The sequence below is a fragment of the Azospirillum humicireducens genome, from assembly GCF_001639105.2.
In the GTDB taxonomy this organism is placed as follows: Bacteria; Pseudomonadota; Alphaproteobacteria; order Azospirillales; family Azospirillaceae; genus Azospirillum; species Azospirillum humicireducens.
This window is the reverse complement of sequence record NZ_CP028902.1, coordinates 352,311-372,149: the sequence shown is the minus strand read 5'-3', so window position 1 is coordinate 372,149 and position 19,839 is coordinate 352,311. Positions and strand designations below refer to the sequence as shown.

Annotated in this window: 18 protein-coding genes and 5 pseudogenes; 9 read left to right on the top strand and 14 right to left on the bottom strand. The window is 66.0% G+C overall.

All coding sequences use genetic code 11. The annotated features are described in order from the left end of the window. Positions 1–32: 32 nt before the first annotated feature. Positions 33–310, top strand: a pseudogene (locus tag A6A40_RS16210) (hypothetical protein); the annotation flags it as partial. Positions 311–523: 213 nt separating this feature from the next. On the opposite strand, the gene A6A40_RS16205 reads toward A6A40_RS16210, so the two are convergent. The 7 genes and pseudogenes from A6A40_RS16205 to A6A40_RS16175 all read right to left on the bottom strand — a co-directional run bounded on the left by A6A40_RS16205 (position 524) and on the right by A6A40_RS16175 (position 7,757). Next, on the bottom strand, positions 524–1,099 hold the full coding sequence (locus A6A40_RS16205; RefSeq protein WP_108546943.1) for a TetR/AcrR family transcriptional regulator: 576 nt from the start codon (positions 1,097–1,099) through the stop codon (positions 524–526). A 259-nt stretch (positions 1,100–1,358) separates the two neighbouring features. After that, positions 1,359–2,045, bottom strand: coding sequence for a DUF3313 domain-containing protein (locus tag A6A40_RS16200; RefSeq protein WP_042702722.1), 687 nt, complete (start codon positions 2,043–2,045; stop codon positions 1,359–1,361). Between the two features lie 28 nt (positions 2,046–2,073). Further along, positions 2,074–2,688 carry a PqiC family protein gene (locus tag A6A40_RS16195; RefSeq protein WP_108546942.1) on the bottom strand — a complete coding sequence of 205 codons (615 nt, stop codon included), beginning with the start codon at positions 2,686–2,688 and terminating at the stop codon, positions 2,074–2,076. Then, positions 2,685–4,319: a PqiB family protein gene (locus tag A6A40_RS16190; protein ID WP_108546941.1), complete on the bottom strand. Its 1,635-nt coding sequence runs from the start codon at positions 4,317–4,319 to the stop codon at positions 2,685–2,687. Before A6A40_RS16190 ends, A6A40_RS16195 begins: the two co-directional genes overlap by 4 nt. After that, on the bottom strand, positions 4,319–5,473 hold the full coding sequence (locus A6A40_RS16185) for a paraquat-inducible protein A (RefSeq protein ID WP_158279299.1): 1,155 nt from the start codon (positions 5,471–5,473) through the stop codon (positions 4,319–4,321). The genes A6A40_RS16190 and A6A40_RS16185 overlap by 1 nt, the downstream gene beginning before the upstream one ends. A gap of 490 nt (positions 5,474–5,963) precedes the next feature. After that, positions 5,964–6,663 (bottom strand): annotated as a pseudogene (locus A6A40_RS16180) (IS256 family transposase); the annotation flags it as partial. A gap of 311 nt (positions 6,664–6,974) precedes the next feature. Then, on the bottom strand, positions 6,975–7,757 hold the full coding sequence (locus tag A6A40_RS16175; RefSeq protein ID WP_108546939.1) for an SDR family NAD(P)-dependent oxidoreductase: 783 nt from the start codon (positions 7,755–7,757) through the stop codon (positions 6,975–6,977). A gap of 109 nt (positions 7,758–7,866) precedes the next feature. Here A6A40_RS16175 and A6A40_RS16170 point away from each other — a divergent pair, with 109 nt between their 5' ends. Next, positions 7,867–8,424: a TetR/AcrR family transcriptional regulator gene (locus tag A6A40_RS16170; protein WP_108546938.1), complete on the top strand. Its 558-nt coding sequence runs from the start codon at positions 7,867–7,869 to the stop codon at positions 8,422–8,424. Between the two features lie 305 nt (positions 8,425–8,729). Here A6A40_RS16170 and A6A40_RS16165 read toward each other — a convergent pair whose 3' ends face one another. Continuing rightward, positions 8,730–9,608 carry an SDR family oxidoreductase gene (locus tag A6A40_RS16165; RefSeq protein ID WP_158279297.1) on the bottom strand — a complete coding sequence of 293 codons (879 nt, stop codon included), beginning with the start codon at positions 9,606–9,608 and terminating at the stop codon, positions 8,730–8,732. 86 nt (positions 9,609–9,694) lie between these two features. On the opposite strand from A6A40_RS16165, the gene A6A40_RS16160 reads away from it, so the two are divergent. Continuing rightward, the gene (locus A6A40_RS16160) at positions 9,695–10,051 is read left to right on the top strand and encodes a winged helix-turn-helix transcriptional regulator (protein WP_108546936.1); all 357 of its coding nucleotides are present in this window, start codon (positions 9,695–9,697) and stop codon (positions 10,049–10,051) included. A gap of 144 nt (positions 10,052–10,195) precedes the next feature. Further along, positions 10,196–10,345 (top strand): annotated as a pseudogene (locus tag A6A40_RS32540) (permuted SH3 domain-containing protein); the annotation flags it as partial. Positions 10,346–10,483: 138 nt separating this feature from the next. Here A6A40_RS32540 and A6A40_RS16150 read toward each other — a convergent pair. Next, positions 10,484–11,383 (bottom strand): LysR family transcriptional regulator, encoded by a 900-nt coding sequence (locus A6A40_RS16150; protein WP_108546934.1) that lies wholly within the window; start codon positions 11,381–11,383, stop codon positions 10,484–10,486. Between the two features lie 159 nt (positions 11,384–11,542). On the opposite strand from A6A40_RS16150, the gene A6A40_RS16145 reads away from it, so the two are divergent. The 3 genes and pseudogenes from A6A40_RS16145 (at position 11,543) to A6A40_RS16135 (ending at position 14,093) form a co-directional block, all read left to right on the top strand. Further along, positions 11,543–12,376: an SDR family oxidoreductase gene (locus A6A40_RS16145; RefSeq protein ID WP_108546933.1), complete on the top strand. Its 834-nt coding sequence runs from the start codon at positions 11,543–11,545 to the stop codon at positions 12,374–12,376. Positions 12,377–12,445: 69 nt separating this feature from the next. After that, positions 12,446–13,426: pseudogene (locus tag A6A40_RS16140) on the top strand (aldo/keto reductase). A gap of 70 nt (positions 13,427–13,496) precedes the next feature. Beyond that, a complete protein-coding gene (locus tag A6A40_RS16135; RefSeq protein WP_108546932.1) occupies positions 13,497–14,093 on the top strand; it encodes an NAD(P)H-binding protein in 597 nt (198 codons plus the stop codon). A 21-nt stretch (positions 14,094–14,114) separates the two neighbouring features. Here the strand turns inward: A6A40_RS16135 and A6A40_RS16130 are convergent, their stop codons facing one another. Then, positions 14,115–15,008: a LysR family transcriptional regulator gene (locus tag A6A40_RS16130; RefSeq protein WP_108546931.1), complete on the bottom strand. Its 894-nt coding sequence runs from the start codon at positions 15,006–15,008 to the stop codon at positions 14,115–14,117. 126 nt (positions 15,009–15,134) lie between these two features. On the opposite strand from A6A40_RS16130, the gene A6A40_RS16125 reads away from it, so the two are divergent. Beyond that, a complete protein-coding gene (locus A6A40_RS16125) occupies positions 15,135–15,524 on the top strand; it encodes a (R)-mandelonitrile lyase (protein WP_042695955.1) in 390 nt (129 codons plus the stop codon). Between the two features lie 44 nt (positions 15,525–15,568). After that, on the top strand, positions 15,569–16,396 hold the full coding sequence (locus A6A40_RS16120; RefSeq protein ID WP_108546930.1) for an SDR family oxidoreductase: 828 nt from the start codon (positions 15,569–15,571) through the stop codon (positions 16,394–16,396). On the opposite strand, the gene A6A40_RS16115 is transcribed toward A6A40_RS16120, so the two are convergent. The 4 genes and pseudogenes from A6A40_RS16115 to A6A40_RS16100 all read right to left on the bottom strand — a co-directional run. Beyond that, the gene (locus tag A6A40_RS16115) at positions 16,356–17,189 is read right to left on the bottom strand and encodes an SDR family oxidoreductase (RefSeq protein WP_108546929.1); all 834 of its coding nucleotides are present in this window, start codon (positions 17,187–17,189) and stop codon (positions 16,356–16,358) included. The genes A6A40_RS16120 and A6A40_RS16115 overlap by 41 nt on opposite strands. Positions 17,190–17,315: 126 nt before the next feature. Further along, complete coding sequence (locus tag A6A40_RS16110) at positions 17,316–18,164, bottom strand: formylglycine-generating enzyme family protein (RefSeq protein WP_108546928.1); 849 nt, start codon at positions 18,162–18,164, stop codon at positions 17,316–17,318. Continuing rightward, positions 18,161–19,393, bottom strand: coding sequence for a multidrug effflux MFS transporter (locus A6A40_RS16105; protein ID WP_108546927.1), 1,233 nt, complete (start codon positions 19,391–19,393; stop codon positions 18,161–18,163). Before A6A40_RS16105 ends, A6A40_RS16110 begins: the two co-directional genes overlap by 4 nt. Beyond that, positions 19,393–19,794 (bottom strand): annotated as a pseudogene (locus tag A6A40_RS16100) (SDR family oxidoreductase); the annotation flags it as partial. The gene A6A40_RS16105 and the pseudogene A6A40_RS16100, both read right to left, overlap by 1 nt. Between the last annotated feature and the right edge of the window lie 45 nt (positions 19,795–19,839).

The window sequence follows — 19,839 nt, the reverse complement described above, 5'->3', positions numbered from 1 at the left end:
GAGAGTCAGTTCAGGCGTGAGCCGGTATGACAGAGTTCATGGCGTTCACGAAGATCCCGATCATCATTTTTTCGGCGACAATATCCCGGCGCAACCGATGGCCAATCCTGGTCAGGACCAGTGGCGCGTGCGTCTCGACATGGCCCGGCTATGGCGGGATGCCGTGAACCGCCGTGGCGGCGACGTCACCGTCGTGCATCTCCCCGAGGTCGGGATCCGCGGCAACACGCACTTTCCGTTCTCGGACCTGAACAATCTTGAGATCGCGGATTTGATGTCCAAGTTTCTCGCGGAGAAGGGATTGGACTGAAGCCGTCAGAAACCGGAAGGCGGTGTCGGGTTCACCCACCTCGACCGACACCGGCTTGAAAACCGGTCCCGGCATGCCTTGAACACTTCCGGTGCGATCCCGGTCCATTGCCCTGTCCGCCGATCCGCTGCCTGGACGGTCACAATCCAGTCACCCAAGGTCTGGCCAGCTACTATGGACCAGTCCAGGTCGCATTGGTAACGGGCCTTCACCTCAAAGCGTTGATGATTGGCATCCCGTCCATCTGTCATCGTCGAACAGCCGGTCGAACAGCCGGTCACGGTCCTCCTGGGACAGGGGGCACATCCCCAGCAGTTCGGTGACGGCCAGCCCACGCGCCGCTGCCCACCGGAGCAGCGCGAGATCAGGATCGGTTGCCTCCGCTTTCATCTTTGCGACGGTTCCCGCCGAGTGTTCCCGCGCGCTGCTCAGCAGATCCGGATTATCTGCGACGACCGCGAATACGGCGAAGGCGATGGCCCGTTGCCGGGTCAGCGTCTGGCGCAGGGTATCGATCTGGGCGGCCAACTGCGGATAGGCGAGCGCATTCTCATGTTCGGCCAGGAAATGCCGCGAAGCCTCCTCGAACTGCTCGGTCTGGAAGGCGAGAAGGGCTGCCAGCACCGCGCTCTTGTTGCGGAAATGGTGCAGGAGGGCACCCTTGCTCATCCCGCTTTCCTTGACGATCGCATCAAGCGTGAGCCGTCCCGGCCCATCCCGCGCGATGATTGTCAATGCTGCCTGAAGGACGGCGTTACGGGTGCGTTCCGAACGGACAGAATTTTCCATGAGAAACTCGAACGAAGCGGTTTCGGCCGGTTCAGGCCGGAAAATGTGAGGCGGGATGAACAGTCATAGCGCGCCGATGCCTCGAATAACAAGCCGGCTGGTTGGTTTAATGGGAGAACGGCTCTGTTTAGGATGTCTGCGCGATGGGAGTCCGTCAGGTTCCGGGCACAGTGCCTGACGGACTCCAGGCCTCCCCAAGTGCGTTATGGCTCAACCAAGGCCGCTCGAACCGATGCCGTTCCGGGGAGCAGCCTCCCGTTCATCGCAATTGCGCCGCCAAGGCCGCGGCGCCCTTGTCGATGCCGGTTCTGGCGGCGGCCAGCGATCCGAAGCTGGACGGAATGTTGTAGGGATTGGGATACTGCTTGGCGATGAAGGCATCCAGCAGCCGGTCGGACGGCGCATCGTAAATCTCGACCGCGTAGATCACCGAACCTGTCATCGTGCCCTCGCCGCCCCGTACCGACTGCACACCGTTGTAGAGGCCGCCGGCGATGTCGAAGCGCGACAGCGCCCCCAGCACCGGCGTGGTGGTGGCGGCCCCGGTCAGGGTCAGCTTGAGACGCAGGGTGTGGGGGGCGGGAGTTTGCACGGTGCGGAAGCGGGGCGAGAGCTCCGCGGTGAAGCTGCGCTGCATGTGGTCGGCGAGCGTCCTCTTGTCCTGCTCGGACATGTCGCCGAACTGTTGGTCGGCACCGCGGTAGATCGCGACCGGATCGACGATGATCTGGTCGTAATCGCGCCAGTTCATCCCGGTGTTGTAGCGGAACGGAATCCGGCCGGTGTCGTCCTGTGGATTCGGGGCGAGATAAGAGGAGGATTTGAGGCCGGAATAAGCGACGGGATCGGGACTGGCGCAGGCGGCGACCAGTGCGCAGACGACAGCGACGACAGCCGTCGGAATGAGGCGTCGGCGTGCCCGTGACGCGACGAGGATTTGAGGCATGGAATTGGATCCTTTCCGGGGGTGGTATTCAAGATGCCGTAAGCGCGTCCGCGATACGGTCGGCAAGGCGTGCGAGAGTCCGGCTCAGCGCCAGGACGAGCGCATCCGGACCCGGGCCGACGGGACTGAGGGTTTCCACGACGCTCCGTTCAGTGGGAGGGAGGGGGGAACGGGGATGGCGCAGGACGAAATGCGCGGCCAGAACGGCGTGTCCGTCCGCATCGGCCTCGAAGCGGTCGATTCCCACCTCGACCAGGACAGCGGGAGCACCGGCTCCGCCGATGACGTCGGTCGCGATGCCGTTCACCGCATCGGTCACGGTGGCGGCGGGCAAGCGGTCGGCCAGGTTCCGTCGCAGCACGGCGGCGATCATGTCGCCCGGCGCGGCCGCCCATTGCCCGCCGGTCGGAACCAGCCGGGTGTCGCCGGCCAGTCTGAGAATGTCCGGGCGATCCAAGGCGCGCGCCACCGTCACGTCGTGCAGTTCGACCCGTGCCGTCACGTCGGCACGCACGGGTCCGGCAACCGGTACAGGACGGAACCAGTCCAGCCGGGCGGAGGTGCAACCGGCAATCGGTACGGCGAGCAGCCATCCCAGCAGGACGCGCCGGCCGGTGGCCCCGGGGAGATATCCGGCCGTCATGGCCTGCGCCCCTGGATCAGGGCCTCGGGGTGGCTTTCCAGCAGTTCGGCGAGCCGGCGCAACGCCTTGGCGGCCTCGGCGGCCTGCCGCACGCCCAGCTCCGTCTGCCGCCGGAACGACGACTCCGCGCCATAGCCTTCCTCCAGAGATCGTGCCAATGCCTGCACGGCGTTTAGGGATTGGGCGCCGGCCCGCATCAGTTGCGGCAACTGCGCCATGGCCGGTCCCAGCCCGTTGTCCGCCTTGCGCAGAAGGGTCCGGGCACTGCCGGCCAGCCCGTCGATGGCGGCGAGGGCCGAAACCAGTTGGGTGCCGATCGCCTCCAACGGGAGGGCATCGATCCGGCCCGCCACCGCGCTGAGTGCGGCAATCGGATCGTTTCCCGTGCCGGGGAGCGACGGCAGCAGGATCGCGCCGCTGCCCTCCACCGCCTGTGCGATCGCCGCCGGCCCGTCCGGCTCCGGAGCATCGTTCCAGTGCTCGATCGACAGATGCTTCGCGCCCGTCAACAGATTGCCGGTCCGCAGCGCGATCCGATAGCGCTCCCCAGCCCGGCCGGACAGCAGGCGCTCTGCCTCGGACCGCGTGCTGCCGCTCCCAAGGAGGCGGTCCGGCTCCACCGTCAGGTGAACGGCCACGCGAAACCGCCGGGTCCTGGCGTCGTGGACCAGGCCTACGGCGGTGACAGTGCCGACCCGCAGTCCCTGAAGATCGACAGGAGAGCCGATGCCAAGACCATCGATGGCCTCATCGAAATAGGTGAGGATCTCGACCCGGCCGGCGGTATCGGCCGCCGCAGCCACGCTTCGGTCCGCAAGCAGCGGGAATGCCGCACCCGACGGCGCCGCCGGTCCCCCCAGCTTGTCCGGCGGGGTTTCGAAGGCGATGCCGCCACCCAGGGCCGCCCGCAGACTTTCCAGTTCCAGAGTCAGACCGGTCGAGCCAAGATCGAGGCGGATGCCGCTGCTGTTCCAGAAGCGGGTCTCGGCCCGGACATAGCCGTCATAGGGTGCACGGATGAAGATCCGGAGCGTGATCGGGCCATCCGCGACCGGCGGATCGACATCCAGCACGGAACCGACCGGTTTATCGCGAAAGCTCACCGTCGATCCGGCCGACAGCGGCCCCAGCCTTTCGGTTTGCAGAAGATAGACGGAGCCATGTTCCCCGGCGCGGATGTCGGGAGGCTGCTCGAGGCCGGTGAAGCGGGTTTCCGACTGCGTTTTGGCTATCCCGGCCGGGTCGAACTCGATGTATGGGCCGGTCAGCAAGGTTTCGAAGCCCGACAGCGCTTCGGCGCCGAGCCGGGGCTGCACGATCCAGAATCGGGCGCCCTCCGTCAGCCAGCCGGCAAAGGTGCCGTCGATCCTCGCGGTGATGCGCAGGTGCGAGCGGTCCTCGGCCAACCGCACCGCCTCCACACTGCCGATCTGGGCCGAGCGATAGCGGATCTGGGTCTGGCCGGCGACAATGCCCGACGCGTTCCGGAAATCGATGGTGATGGCCGTTCCCCGCTGACGCCATGCCTGGTAACCGACCACCACCGAGAGGGTGGCGGCCAGCACCGGTACCAGCCAGACCCAGGAGAGCGTTCGCCGGCGTTGTCCGGAGCTGTGGGGCCTCAAGGTCATCACCGCCTCCCACCGGACGGGCCGGCCGCCTGGCCGGTGCCGGCATCCCACAGCAGCCGCGGATCGAATGCCCTGGCGGCCAGCATGGTCAGGACGACCACCGCCCCGAAGAACACGCCGCCGGGACCGGCGACGACCGAGGCGGCGGCATCGAACCGAAGCAGCCCGATCAGCACGGCCACGATGAAGACGTCGATCATCGACCAGCGCCCCAGCGCCTCGATCAGGCTGTAAAGACGGGTGTAGATCCAGGCCCGGTCGCCGGACGGCCTGCTCACATGCAGAAGCATCGCCGACAGGCCGGCAAGCTTCAGCAGCGGAAACAGGACGCTCGTCACGAAGACGATCACCGCCAGCGGCCAGAAGCCGTTCTCGGCGAAGGCTGCGACACCGCCCATGATCGTGTGGGATTCAGCGTGACCCAGCCGGATCAGCGTCATCACCGGCAGCAGATTGGCCGGCACATAGGCGATGGCGGCCGCCGTCACCAGGGCCCAGCTGCGCGCCACGCTGTCGGGTTTGCGCGACCGCAGCGGGGTTCCGCAGCGCGGGCAGGGCGCGCCGGGCGGCAGGAACGCCAACCGGCGGCAGTACGGGCAGCTTTGCGGGGGGGAGCCGGCCAGGAAAGGCGCCGGGTCTTCCGCAGCGTTGAGCGCATGCCAGATCGACTGCGGTTCGAACAGGGCATCGGCAACCAGCGTCGTCACCACGAAGGCGAAAAGGCCATAGGCCGCCGGCCCGATCTGAACGTCGGCCATGGTCGTGAGCCGGACATAGGCCACGATCCCGCCGACGAGGAAGATTTCGGGCATGCACCAAGCGCCGAGCCGATCGTGCCAGCGAAGCAGCGCCACCATGCGGGGCGCCATCCGCTGCGGGGATCGGAACATGAGAAGGCCCGACAGCACGGCGATCCGCAACGTCAGGCGCAGCAGCGGCGCCATCATCACGGTCGCAACCAGCAGCAGGGCGAGCGGGGCGGCTCCGTCCTCCAGGAAGAAGCGGGCACCGGACAGCGGGGTACTGTCTCTGTAGCGTCCGAGAAGCCGGATGGAGAGGAGCGGCGACGCAAGGGTAATGACGCCGAGGAGCCAGGCGCCGATGGACAGCGCCAGGGGCGTTGTCAGCGGTTCGTCATGATCCCGCCTGAGCAACTCGCCGCAACGCGGACAATGATGGCGACCGTCTGGCTCCGGTGATGGCAACAGAACCAGTTGGCCGCAGGAATCGCAGGCCAGCATGCAGTCGCCGTCAGTGAAGCCGGCGGCGGCTAAATCGGGGGCGCCGCTTCTGGAATGGACCGGGGAACCCACAGCGGTTCCGCCGCCCAAGGGCATCTGCATGTCGGCGGCCATGGCCTGTCCTGCGCTGATGACGACGTTGTCACGCTATCACCAAGCGCCGATCGGTGTAAACCGTCTAGACGGTATGTTTTTGATTTCGGGCACGGTCCTGAGGGATTGCGATCGTGCGCAGTTTGAATCGCTGTTGAAGATAGAACTTCGGGCCGATCCGAATGCTGGTTCGGGGCGCGGCTTGTGCCTGTTCCCAAACCTTGGGGGCATAGCCGGATTGGTCGTGTCCCGAGGCGTGGTGTAGGAGCCGGGGGGCTCATCTGGTCTCCGGCAGGCCTAGCCGGGACAGTCACGCGGCCGTAGCGGGCAACGTGAGGGCGAGATCAACGCGCAAGGCGGCGATGGTTTCCAGGGTCATGTAGCGCGCCCGCTGTACCGCCCATTCATCGTTCTGTTCGAGCAGGATGGCGCCGATCAGCCGAGTGATCGCCGCCTCGTTGGGGAAGATGCCCACCACCTCGGTGCGCCGCTTGATCTCGCCGTTCAGCCGCTCCAGCGGGTTCGTGCTGTGGATCTTGGCGCGGTGCTCCTTGGGAAAGGTCATGAAGGCCAGCACGTCCTCCTCGGCCTCGTCGAGCAGGGTGGCCAACTTGGGCCGCTTGGGGCGGACCTGATCGGCCACCCGGCGCCACTGCGCCTTGGCGGCGCCGGCGTCATCCTGGGCGAACGCGGTGGCGATGAAGGCCGACACCACGCGCCGGCCGCTCCGCCCGGCATGCGCCAGGGCGTTGCGCATGAAGTGCACCCGACAGCGCTGCCATGTGGCGCGGAACACCTTGGACACGGCGGCCTTGATGCCTTCGTGGGCGTCGGAGATCACCAGCTTCACCCCGGCCAAGCCGCGGCGCTTGAGCTTGCGTAGGAACTCGATCCAGAAGGTCTCGGCTTCCGAGGCGCCCGATGTCCATGCCCAGCACCTCGCGCTGGCCGTCGTTGTTCACGGCCACCGCGATGGTCACGATGACCGCCCCGCTGTGCAAAACCCGCCCGCCTACGCCAGCTCTGGGGGGGCGCTTCGGCGGGCCGGTTCCCCACAGCTCCTACACCACGTTCAGGGACGTGACCCGGCCCGGTAGGCCAGCCGTCGGCCATTGCTTTCGACGAATTGGGTTCGAGCGTCGGCGGAACTGGGAGCGGATTGCAGGGCATTCGGATGGGGGAGGGTGGTCATGTTCGAGGTTCCGACTGATTGGAGGGAGGGAAGCCGGGCTGTATTACCCCAATCAACCAGGGGAGAGCGCCGAATTCAGGCGCTTTCCCCTGGCCCCACGCCTGATCCGGCTTGAGATGATCGACTGGCTCAGGTGGTAACGGGGGTGCGGTAACGGTCCGCCGGCGTGCCGCCGAGGCCCGAGGGGAGTGCGGCGCGGGCGCCCTCAAACGTTTCCCACAGGCTGGCATCGGCCAGAGGGGGGATGGTGACACTCTCCCGGCGGTCGAAGCCGACAAGGGCGGCGTCGACGAGGTCGTCGACCGACATGACATTGGGGATCTGTCCCACATCCACGCCGGCCTTCGCCCAAATCGCGGTGCGCGTCGCGGCCGGCAGCACGGCCTGCACATAAACACCTTTCGGGCCCATTTCCGCCGCCAGCCCCTGCGACAGGGTGAGGATGTAGGCCTTCGTCGCCGCATAGATACCGGGAAAATACGCCGGCATGAGCGAAACCACCGAGCCAATGTTAATGATGGCGCCGTTCCCACGGGCCGCCATGCCGTCAACGGCCGCCGACGCAAGCAGGGTGGGCGCGGTGATGTTGAGGCGGATCAACGCCTCCATCTTATTCCGGTCATTCCCATGGAACGGCCCCATCAGCGCCGCGCCGGCATTGTTGACAAGAATGTCGACGGGCCCCCCAACGCGCAGGCGCTTTTCCACGAGGCCGAGATGCGTCGCATCAGTCAGGTCGGCCGTAATCACCTCCACCGAAACCGCGTGGGCCGCGCGCAGTTCCGCAGCCAAGCCCTCCAGTTTGTCCGTGTTGCGCGCCACAAGAACAAGGTCATGGCCGCGGGCGGCGAAGCGATGGGCGTAGGTGGCACCTATTCCTTCCGATGCGCCCGTGATGAGAGCTGTCGACATCGAATCTTCTCCGAAACGAGGAGCGGTTCGCTCACATGGATGATGGTTATCATCTAATTGAAAAGATGATGGTTGTCATCTATAATTTTTCCGCGAAGGAGATTTAGGGATGGCAAAAAGTCAGAAGCGGAAGGCGGAGAGCCGTGAGGCGATCATGCGCTCTGCGGCCAAGCTGTTTCGGGAGAACGGGTTCGACGGCGTCACCGTTGCGGCGGTGATGGACGGTGCGGGGCTGACGCATGGCGGATTCCCCCGACATTTCACCAGCAAGGAAGAGCTGATCACGGCGACACTCGCCGAGCTGTTCGCCGCAGACGCACGGGAGCCATCGCTGCCGATGCGCGACTTGCATGAATTCGCCCGTGCCTATCTGCGCTCCGAACATCGCGGTGAGCCCGGTACCGGCTGCGTGTTCGCGGCCCTGGGCCCTGAAATGGCGCGGGCACCACGGCCCACCCGCGACATCCTGACCGATGCCATCGAGCGGCAGATCCAGAAATTCGTCGACATCGCGCCGGGTGAGAAACCGGCGGAGCGGCGGGTCGCTGCGATCGGGACTTGGGCGACGATGATCGGCGCCATGGTTCTCGCGCGGATCGTCAATTCGGACGCGCTATCCGAGGATATTCTCGCTTCGGCGCGCCTCTTTCTGGAAGTGGAAGGTTGAAGAAGGGCCTGCTTCTCCGTCGAGGACCAACGAACTATGGCGCGCGTCTTCCGTGGGCTGCCGGTCGTGTCCCGGCTCTCGTGGCCTCCGGACGACGTCGCGCAGGGCTTGGCGGACCTCTTCCTTTGGCGTCCGTCTGATGCTTATTGCAGTTGCAGACGGACGCCAGCGTTTTGATTTTTCGTGCGATCGTTTCAATCGATACCGCTTGAAACGATCGCACTTTAAGCCGCCGAAACTTTTGATCCTGACAAGTCAGGATCAAAAAGCTGCTGGTATCATCTGCGACGGATTGCTGCCGACGCTCACCACGTCTGTGCGGCGATCCAGCTTTCGACAGTGATCGGCTTGAGCCCGAGCTTGGCGTTGTCGTTTGTCTTCCGTGCGAGATGCGATCGACCCTCACCGCCCAGCCAGCCATAGAGCCGGGCGATTTCGGTTCCCACCGGCTCGCCCAGTGCCTGGTTCAGCCCCGCCTCGAACCCTTCAAGTGGCATCGGAGCATAGGCGAATGCGCCGCCGAGGACGTTGCCGAACGCAGCCGCGAGTTCGGGGCCGGTCAGTGCGCGGTCACCGCCAATGTTCAGCGCCTGACCGGCAAAGGCCGGATCCGACAGCGCCCGGGACACCGCGACTGCGACATCCTCCCAACTGACCCACGACACACCTAAGCCGCTATCGACAGGATAGGCGATGACCCGGTTCCCAACGATACCCGGCGCGGACCAAGGGGCGGTCAGATTGCCCAGATAGATGGTCGGTCGAAGGATCGTCCAGGGAATTGATGCGGCGCGAATGATATCCTCGGCGACGATCTTAACGTCGATCGCGGCGACACCTGTGCGTGTGTCTGGTACGGGGGCGCTGGTGTCGAACACGATCCTTTCCACCCCCGCCCGCTCAGCCGCTTTAACCACGTTGCGGGTCCAATCGGCCGCTGCCTCAATGTCGAAGGCCAGCGGCAACAACAATACGATGTACCGGATGCCCGTGGTCGCGCGGATCAGACTCTCAACGTCGTCTAATGATCCCGCCACCGTTTCGACGCCATTTGCGACGCCATCCAACTTGTCCTGCCGGCTCATCACGCGGACGCTGAAACCGTCTGCCTGAAGTCGCTCTACGATAGGTCGGCCCTGCTGCCCGGTGCCGCCGTAAACCAACACTCGTCCATTGTTACGCATGTTTGCCTCCGTCCGCATTCGATGGAGCCGACATACGAGCAAGGAAACCAATGGACAAGTACGCACCTTTTGGTGCCTATTAAGGCATGCATCAGATTCTTTCACCTGACACGTTCGATGCCGCTTGCCCCGCGCGTGCGCTGCTGACCAGGCTCGCTGACAAGTGGGTCATGCTGGTGTTGCTTGCACTGCGGACCGGGCCAATGCGCAACGGTGCGCTGCTGCGCCGAATCGATGGACTGTCGCAAAAGATGTTGACGCAGACGTTGCGTGGACTGGAACGCGACGGTTTGGTGTTGCGTACCATGTTCGACGTGGTGCCGCCCCATGTCGAATATCAATTGACGGAGGGCGGGGAGGAGATTGCCCGCCTCGTCGATCAAATCGACCGGTGGATACGCGATAGCATAGCCGGTAATCCGGCGGCTGGCCCGGCGGCCTGATGTCGAAACGGCACGGGCGACGCGACCTGTAAAAATGGAGTATAAGTGCATACGGGACTGACCGTCTAATCGTATGCGAATGCGTGTACCATAACGCTTTCCGCAGCAGTCGAAAGCCGAAAGGGCGCCGGAGCCGAGCAGAATATGCTCACCGGCACCGACCAGGACAAGAAGTTCGTCCTTGTCGTGAACGCGGATGGCCGGGTGGAATACCGTTCGGTTGACCTTGGTCCCCTGTCCGACGGGCTACGTGTGGTCGCCCGGGGGCTGACCGTGGAGGACCGTGTCGTCGTCAACGGCCTCCAGCACGCCCGCCCCAGCACCCTGGTCCAGCCCCGCATGGTCGCCATGGGAGCAGAGGCGGTACCGCAGGGCAACATCGCAGCCCAGCTGAACCCAAACGCCGGGGTTCGTCAGCGTGGCCATCCGGGTTCAGCGATGGGCGCCGTGGCGGAGCGCCGCCACAAGGAGCGAAAAGGCGGGAGGGAGCTGCCGGCGATCCGGAAAATAGAGGTGGTAGCCGGCGAAGGGCGGGCACCAGTCGTCCAGCAGCCGCACCAGCCGGCCGTCGGCGATGAAGGGCGCGGCCTGATCCGCCATGACGCAGGCGATGCCGAGGCCCTCGCTGGCGGCCTGTAGAACCATGCTCAGGTCATTGAGCACCAGCGGGCCTCCGACCCGGACATTGAGTTCGCGACCGTCCTTCGCGAACTCCCATGCATACAGGCCGCCCTTCGTTGGTAAGCGCACGTTGATGCACCGGTGTTCGGTCAGTTCGTGCGGGGTCTTGGGCATGGGGCGGTTCGCCAGATACGAAGGGGCGCATACCACCGCCATTCGCAGATCGGGGCCGATGCGAACCGCGATCATATCCTTGGCAATTTGCTCGCCGAGCCGGACCCCCGCATCGAACCTGTCGACCACAATGTCGGAGAGCGCAGGGTCGATCGACAATTCGATCGTGATGTCCGGATACTCGCGCAGCAGCCGCGACACGGTAGGCCAAAGGATCGTCTCGGCGGCATGTCGGCTGGAGGTGATGCGGACCGTGCCCGACGGTCGCTCGCGCAGGGCGCTCAGTGCCGAAAGACGCGCATCGATGTCTTCGAACGCCGGCCGCAGCGTCTCCACCAGTTGCTCGCCGGCTTCGGTCAGGGCGACGCTTCGCGTGGTCCGGGTCAGCAATTTGACTCCGATGTTGGCTTCCAGCCGGCGGATGACCTGGCTGATCGCCGACTGGGAGGTATTCATCCGCGCCGCCGCTCGTGTGAAGCTGCACTCCTCGGCGACCGTGAGGAAGACCGCCAGATCGCCCAGTTCGTCACGTCGCATTGATAAGCTCCCAGTATAACATCGTGTATGATTAAGCATCTAATAGTGCAGATCAATGCGCCGTACATAGTCTCCATCGGGTTCGATGCGAAGCCGCTCGTGCTTCCCGACCGGCTCTCGCGGGGCTTCCACAGCCCCCGCAGTTGGAGGAGATATGAGATGACAAACGACGTTATCGTGGTGATCGGAACCGGCGGCATCGGCTTGGCGATCGCCCGGCGACAGGGCTTTGGAAAAAGGGTGCTGCTCGCGGACTTCAACGAGACACTGCTGCGCGCCGCGGCGGACGGTATGGCTGCGGCCGGCTACACGATCGAGTCGCAGGTTGTCGACGTCGCCTTGCGGGAGTCGGTGCGCGCGCTGGCCGACAAGGCGGCGTCGCTGGGCAGCGTCATGCAGGTGATCAACACCGCCGGCCTGTCGCCCAACATGGCGCCCCCGGCCAAGGTGCTGGAAGTCGACCTTTACGGATCGGCCCTGGTGTTCGAGGAGTTCGAGCGCGTCATCGCCCCTGGCGGCGCCGGTCTCATCATCTCCAGCATGGCGGGGCACATGATGCCGCCGCTGCCGAGGGATCAGGAGCATGCGCTGGCGTTCACGCCGGCCGATGAGCTGCTCGGCCTGCCCTTCCTGAAGGGGGATGCCGTGCCCAACTCGCTCGTCGGCTACATGATCGCCAAGCGCGCCAATCACCTCCGTGTGCAGGCGGCCGCGATGAGCTGGGGTGCGCGAGGCGCACGCGTCAACTCGATCAGCCCCGGCATCGTCGTGACGCCGCTTGCGCAGCACGAGCTTAATTCGGAGATCGGCGACGGCTATCGCGCCATGATCGCCGCCTCTCCGTCCAAGCGGATGGCGCCGCCCGAAGAGATCGCGGTGGCGGCTTCCTATCTGCTCGGTCCCGATGCCGGATTCATCACAGGCAGCGACCTGCTGATCGATGGCGGTGTGATCGCGGCGATGCGCGCGGGCAAGCTGCCGGTTCCGGGCTGATCCCGGCGTGCGACGACGGGCCGTCCCGACCAACGGACGGTCCATTGGCCCTATCGACAGGAGAATCCCATGGAAACGCGCACTCTGGGTACGCTGAGCGTCTCGGCCCTCGGCTTCGGCACGATGAGCTTCGCGTCCACCTACGGCACGGCGCCTGACCGGAATGAGGCCATTCGTGTGATCCGCGGCGCGCATGCACTGGGCATCACCCTGTTCGACACCGCCGAGGCCTATGGGCCGTTCACCAACGAGGAACTCGTCGGCGAAGCGTTGTCGCCCGTGCGTGACGAGGTGGTCATCGCCACGAAGTTCGGCTGAAACATCGACCCCGAAACCGGCGAGCGCCGCCCGGGGCTCAACAGCCGTCCGGACCATGTCCGCCGCGCGGTGGATGGCATGCTGAAGCGCCTGAAGATCGAGACCATCGACCTGCTCTACCAGCATCGCGTCGATCCGGACGTCCCGATCGAGGAGGTCGCCGGAACGGTGAGGGATCTGATCGCGGCCGGGAAGGTCCGCCATTTCGGCCTCTCGGAGGCCGGGGCGCAAACCATCCGCCGGGCGCATGCGGTTCAGCCGGTGACGGCGATCCAAAGCGAATATTCGCTGTGGACGCGTGACCCAGAACCGGAAATCCTCCCGCTATGCGCGGAGCTGGTCATCGGCTTTGTGCCCGGGAGTCCGCTCGGGCAAGGTTTCCTGACCGGGCATATCGACCCGAGCACCAGCTTCGACGCGTCGGACTGGCGCAACCGCTTCCCCTGGTTCACGCCGGAGGCGCGCGAAGCCAATCAGGCGATGGTCGAGCTGGTCAAGCGGATCGCGGACGCCAAGGGCGCCCCCCCCGAGCAGGTCGCGCTCGCCTGGCTCCTTGCCCAGACGCCCTGGATCGTACCAATTCCGGGGACGCGCAAGCTGCACCGGCTCGAGGAGAACATCGCCTCGGCCGACATCGAGCTCGGTTCCTCCGATCTCGTCGAGATCGCCGCCGCGCTCTCGGTGATCCCCGTGCAGGGTGCCCGCGGGACAGGCCGCGAAAGTTACGGCTGAAGCACAGGGGTGGAACGATCCTGGCGACCACCATCGGCTCCTGACGCTCTGAATCCATTGGATTGCTTCCATGACCAAGATCCTGATCCTAGGCGCCAACGGGCAGATCGCGCGCGTTGCCATACGCCTGTTCCTCGCGCGGACCGACGCGCAGCTCACGCTTTACCTGCGCAACGCCCATCGCCTGACGGAGACCGCTCCGGCCGATCGGGTCACGGTCATCGAAGGCGACGTTCTGGAGACCGCGACACTCGAGGCCGCCATGGCTGGGCAGGATGTCGTCTACGCCAACCTCTCGGGAGCGCTGGAGCAGCAGGTAAGCCGCATCTTGTCGGCCATGAATGCCGTCGGCGTCCAGCGCCTGATCTTCATCAGCTCGATGGGGATTTACGACGAGGTGCCGGGAGAGCGTTATGGAAGCGTCCTCGATTCCTACCGCAACGCGGCCCGCGTCATCGAATCCTCGGGGCTCGACTACACGATCTTGCGGCCGGCCTGGCTGAACGACCGGGACGACATCGCCTACGGGACCACGAGGAAGGGCGAGCCGTTCCGGAACGCCGCGGCGACCGTGTCGCGCAGCAGCGTGGCGGATCTCGTGGTCAAACTGGCGATGACGCCTGGTCTGGAAAGCCGTGGCAGCCTGGGGATTCACAAGGCGCCGTGATACCCGGCGCCGCGGGATGCCTCACCCGCGGTAGCGCAACGCTTCCAACAGCACGGCGAAGGCGGCCGACGGTTGGCGCCGGCTCGGGTAGTACAGGTGATAGCCGGGGAACGGCGGGCACCAGTCCTCCAGAACCCGGACCAGACGGCCGTCGGCGAGATGCGCCCTGACATGGTCCTCCATGACGAAGCCGAGTCCGAACCCCGCGGTGGCGGCGCGGACGATCAAAGGCACGTTGTTGAAGGCCAGTTGCCCCTCGACGCGCACCCGCAACTCGCGGCCATCCTTTTCCAGCTCCCAGGCATAGAGGGCTCCTGAACTCTGGTGACGCAGATTGATGCACTGGTGATCGGCCAGGTCGGACGGCGTGCGTGGAACCCGGCGCGTCCTGAAATAGGCGGGCGCGCCGACAACGGCCATGCGCAGGTCCGGGCCGATTCGGGTGGCAATCATGTCCTTGGCGAGTGCTTCGCCCAGGCGGACGCCGGCGTCGAAGCGCTCCGTAACGATATCGGCCAGTGCGGAGTCGAGGCTCAGTTCAACGTGGATATCCGGATAATCGGGAAGCAGCCGCTCAAGCACCGGCCACAGGACGGTATTGGCTGCATGCTCTCCTGCCGTGATGCGGATCGTCCCGGCTGGCCTGTCACGCAGTTCGGTCAGGGATGCGAGCTGGGCGCCGATGCTGTTCAAGGCCGGCCGCAGGGTGGCGAGCAGCCGCTCGCCCGCCTCGGTCGGCGCGACGCTCCGGGTGGTGCGGGTCAGCAGGCGGACGCCGATGCGGGTTTCCAGGCGGCGGATCGTGTGGCTCAGCGTCGATTGGGAGGTGCCCAGCCGCGCGGCGGCGCGGGTGAAGCTCTGCTCCTCGGCAACCGTGAGGAAGGCGTTGAGGTCGACCAGCTCTTCACGCTGCATTCATGAACCCCGGATATGACCGCATGTGATTCATAGCACCTAATCTCTGGAGTGCCTCCCCGCTAATTTGCTTGCCGCAGTCGGCGTCCTGAATGGGCGCCGGCACCAACGGTGTGGAGGATGAGAATGAACATCAGGCGCAGCGGGGCGGAAGCCTCGGTGAGAGGCCCCGGTGAGTATTTCACCGGCACCGTCCGGATTGATGCGCCGTTCAGCGGCAACGGCACGCTGAGCGGCGCCACCGTCACTTTCGAGCCAGGTGCGCGCACCACATGGCATACGCACCCGCTCGGGCAGACCCTTCTCGTCACATCCGGGCTTGGCCGCGTGCAGCGGGAAGGCGGCCCGGTCGAGGAAATCCGCCCTGGCGACATCGTCTGGATCGAGCCCGGTGAGAAGCACTGGCATGGCGCCGCACCGCATTGCGCGATGACGCACATCGCCATCGCCGAGATGAAGGACGGCAAGGTGGTCGACTGGCTCGAACCGGTGACCGACGCGCAGTACGGCGGCTGAAGGGCCGCACGACACACCCAAACACAAGGAGACGGAGGATCGTCATGCCACAGGTAATCGTTTTGATCGGAGCCGGTTCAATCGGCCAGGCGATCGCACGCCGGGTCGGTGCCGGCAAGCATGTTCTGCTTGCCGACCTGCGTCAGGAAAATGCCGATGCCGCGGCAAAAACACTGAGCGAGGCCGGCTTCGACGTCAGCGCCGCGACGGTCGACGTGTCGTCGCGCTCGTCGGTTCAGGCGCTGGTCGGGACGGCCTCCGCCCGCGGCGAGGTCTTCGGCGTCATCCATGCCGCCGGAGTGTCCCCGACGCAAGCCAAGCCGGAAACCATTCTCAAGGTCGATCTCTACGGCACCGCGCTGGTGCTGGAGGAATTCGGCAACGTCATCGCGCGCGGCGGCTCCGCTGTCGTGATCGCGTCGCAGTCGGGTCACCGCCTGCCCCCGCTCACGGCCGAGCAGAACAAGGCCCTTGCGACGACGCCCACCGAGGAACTGCTCGCCCTGCCGATGCTGCAGCCCGATCAGGTGAAGGATCCCCTCCACGCCTATCAGATCTCGAAGCGGGGGAACTCCCTGCGGGTGATGGCGGAGGCTGTTCGCTGGGGGAAGCGGGGCGCGCGGGTCAACACGATCAGCCCGGGAATCATCATCACGCCGTTGGCCAAGGATGAGCTGGAGGGACCGCGCGGCCCCGGCTACCGGCACATGATCGAGCTCTCGGCGGCCGGGCGGGCCGGAACCCCGGATGAGGTGGGAACCGTCGGCGCGCTCCTCATGGGAGCCGACGGCGCGTTCATCACCGGCAGCGACTTCCTGTTGGATGGCGGCGTCACGGCAGCCTATTGGTTCGGCGATCTGGCTCCGAAGTGATGGGCTGGCGGGCGAGGACCGCATCCAGGTCGTCACGCACCCGCCGCGGTTCCTCGGCCAACGGCATGTTCGCCGTATCGTGAACGCCGTCCAGCGCGCATGACGGGTCGGCGTCGAGAGCGGCGAACAAGCTGTCGACGTCGTCCTGGGCAAGGCCGCGGGCGGCGACGAGTTCGAAGGTCTTCCGCACCGCCTGGTCGGATGTGAGGCTGCGGACCAGCATCTCGGCGATCTGGCGCCGGGCGATGACGCCGTCGCTGGGGGCGCCGGCCCGGCGTGTGTCACCCTGTAGCAGCACGAGACGGTGCTCGTCCGGACCGTTGCAGTCGAACCAGCCGGGCCGGACGATTGTGTATGGCAACCCGGTGGCGCGGACAAGCCGTTCGGAGCGGCGTTTCCAATCATGGGCCTCGGTCGCGCGGTTATAGGCGCCCGTGCGGTTGGTGACCCCGATCGAGGTCATCAGCGCAAGGCGCGCCTGCCGCCGCCCGAGCGCGCGAAGGACGTTGCGCACGCCGCCGTAATCGACGCTCTCCGCTCCCGCTTTGCCGGCGCCGTCCGAGCCGAGGGTGAACACGACGGCATCGATGCCGTCCATGGCGGCGGACAGCGTTTCGGGTCGGGTGACATCTCCAATGACGATCTGCGCTTGCGCCGGAAGCCGACATGCTCTGGCTGGATCGCGCACCAGGGCGCGCACGGCGTGGCCCTGCTGAATTGCCTCCTCGACGACGAGGCGCCCGATGCTGCCGGTCGCGCCGACGACAAGCACGGTCAGGGGAAGCGTTGACATGATGTCTCCTAGAGTGCGATCGCTTCGGACGGAAGCGTCTGAAGCGTGAATCGCACGAAAAATCAAAAGGCTAGAGTCTGTCAGATGCTTCAGTAAGCATCTGACAGACTCTGGGTGTTCGGAGGGCTATTCCGCCGTCCTCAGCAGGCGGAAGCCGATGCTGATGCCGCGGTAGTCGGGGACGTAGCTGCGTCGGAAGGCCGTCCGCCAGCTCGTCGCCGTGGTGTGCCAGCTGCCGCCGCGCACGACGCGTTCGCCCCCCTGTTCCGGCCCTTGCGGATCGGTTGCCGGACTGTTGGCGTAGTAGGCCGGGTCGTACCAGTCCCGCACCCATTCCCAGGCATTGCCGTGGATGTCGTAGAGGCCCCAGGGGTTCGGCGCCTTGCGCCCGACGGGATGCGTCCCACCCGTGGCGAAATCCTCGCCGTACCAGGCGTAGCGGCCCAACTCCACCGCGTTGTCGCCGAAGGAATAGGCCGTGGTCGTTCCGGCGCGGGCTGCATATTCCCACTCCGCCTCGGTTGGCAGGCGGTAGCGGTTGCCGCCTTCCCGCTCGTTGAGGCGGGCGATGAATCGTTGCGCGTCATTCCAGGACACCGTGGCCGGGTGGTCGGGACGTGTGATCCGTTCCGCCATGCCGGGCAGGCCGTAATAGGGATTGGAGCGGTCGAGCGTGTAGGGGTTCGAGCCCATCACCGCTTCCCATTGCGCCTGCGTCACCTCATGGCGGGCGAGGTAGAAGGGCCGGCTGATGGTGACCCTGTGCTGAGGCTTTTCGAAGTCTCGGGCCTCGCGGTCGCTGTCGGGCGATCCCATGAGGAAGCTGCCGGCCGGGATCAGCCGAAACTCCATGCCGATGCCGTTGGTGATGGTGTCCACGGCATTCCGGGCAAGGGCGCACTTCGAGGTTCCGAGCAGCACGGCAACGGATGCCGCCGAGGCCAGCACCCCACGGCGATTCAGCACCGTCTTCATGATGTCCTCGCAGTGGCGCGTGTGGAGGGAACGAGCAGCCGGGCGCACAGCAGGCTGCCGATCCCGGTGAAGGCGATGACCCAGCCCATCGGCCAGGGCGTGCCGTCCGCGAACTCCCCGACCAGGGCCGAACTGACGATGCCGCTGCCGTAATGGACCGCTCCGATCAGCGCGGACACGGCGCCGGCCCGTTCGGGGTAGCCCGCCATCGCGCCGGCGATGGAGTTGGCGACGATGAAGCCGGTTGCCGAGGCGAACAGGAACAGCGGCACCGCCAGTCCCCAGAGTCCGCCCCAGCCGGTCCAGGCCGCCGCCGCCAGCACCAGTCCGGCGAGTGCTGCCATGCCGGCCCCGCCGCGCAGCAGCCGGTCGCTGCCCAGCCGCCGCACCAGCCGCGCGTTGACGGTGTTGGTGGCCATGATGCCGACGATGCCGGCCCCGAACAGCAGGCCGTACATCTGCGGCGGGACATGGTGGTAGGTGACGTAGGCGAAGGGCGTGCCGGCGATGTAGGCGAACATGCCGCCGTAGAAGAACCCGCCCGCCCCGGCGTAACCGAGCAGCCGGCGCTGCCGGATGAGATCGCCGTAACGCAGCAACGCCCGGCCGAGCGGTTCGCGGTTGCGGCGCTCGGCCGGCAGCGTCTCGGGCAGGGTGAACAGGGCGGCGAGCGTGATGAAACCGACGCCGACCAGCACCCAGAAGATCGCCCGCCAACCGGCGACGGCGAGAATCTGTCCGCCGACGATCGGCCCAAGCAGGGGGGCCACCGCCATCACCGTCATCAGCGTCGACAGCATCTGGGCGGCGCGATGGCCCTCATAGAGGTCGCGGACCATCGCCCGAGCCAGCACCACGCCGGCACAGGCGCCCATGGCCTGCACGATGCGCCAGCCGATCAACGCCCCGGCGCCGCCCGCCATGGCGCAGCCGGCTGATCCGATGGCGAACAGCACCAATCCGACCGCCACCGGCAGGCGACGGCCGATGCGGTCGCTGATCGGTCCCCAAAGCAGTTGCCCCAGGCTGAAGCCGATCAGATACCCCGACACGGTCAGCTCGACCATGCCGGTATCGGCGCCGAGCGCCTGTCCGATCGCCGGCATGGCGGGCAGGTAGAGGTCGGTCGAGATGGAGGCGAAGCCCATCAGCGCGCTGAGAATGCCGAGCATGCGCCAGCCGTGGCTCGGCGCCCGGGCGGGCGCTGTGACGCTGGAGACCATGGACATCACAGTTCCTGCGCTGTTGGGCGGAACAGGATCTCGTTCACATCCACGTCTTCGGGCTGGCTGATCGCGAAGGCGACCATCCGCGCGAAGCTGTCCGCCGGAATGGCGACGGCCTGATAGAAATCCCGGATGCCCTTGGCCACGTCGGCCTCGGTGATGCTCTGCGGCAGCTCCGACCGCACCGCACCCGGCGAGATGATGGTGGTGCGGATGTTGTAGGGCTTCACCTCCATCCGCAGCTCCTCGGACAGCATGCGCACCGCCGCCTTGGTCGCGGCGTAGACGGCGCTGCCGGGGCGCACCTTGTGGCCGGCGACCGAGGAGACGTTGATGATGTGTCCGCTCTTCTGCCGAGCCATGTGGGGGAGCGCCGCCGCGATGCCGTCGATGGTGCCGTTCATTGCTGTCTTCCTTTCGGTCCGATCCGGCGGCGTCCGTAGGCTTTC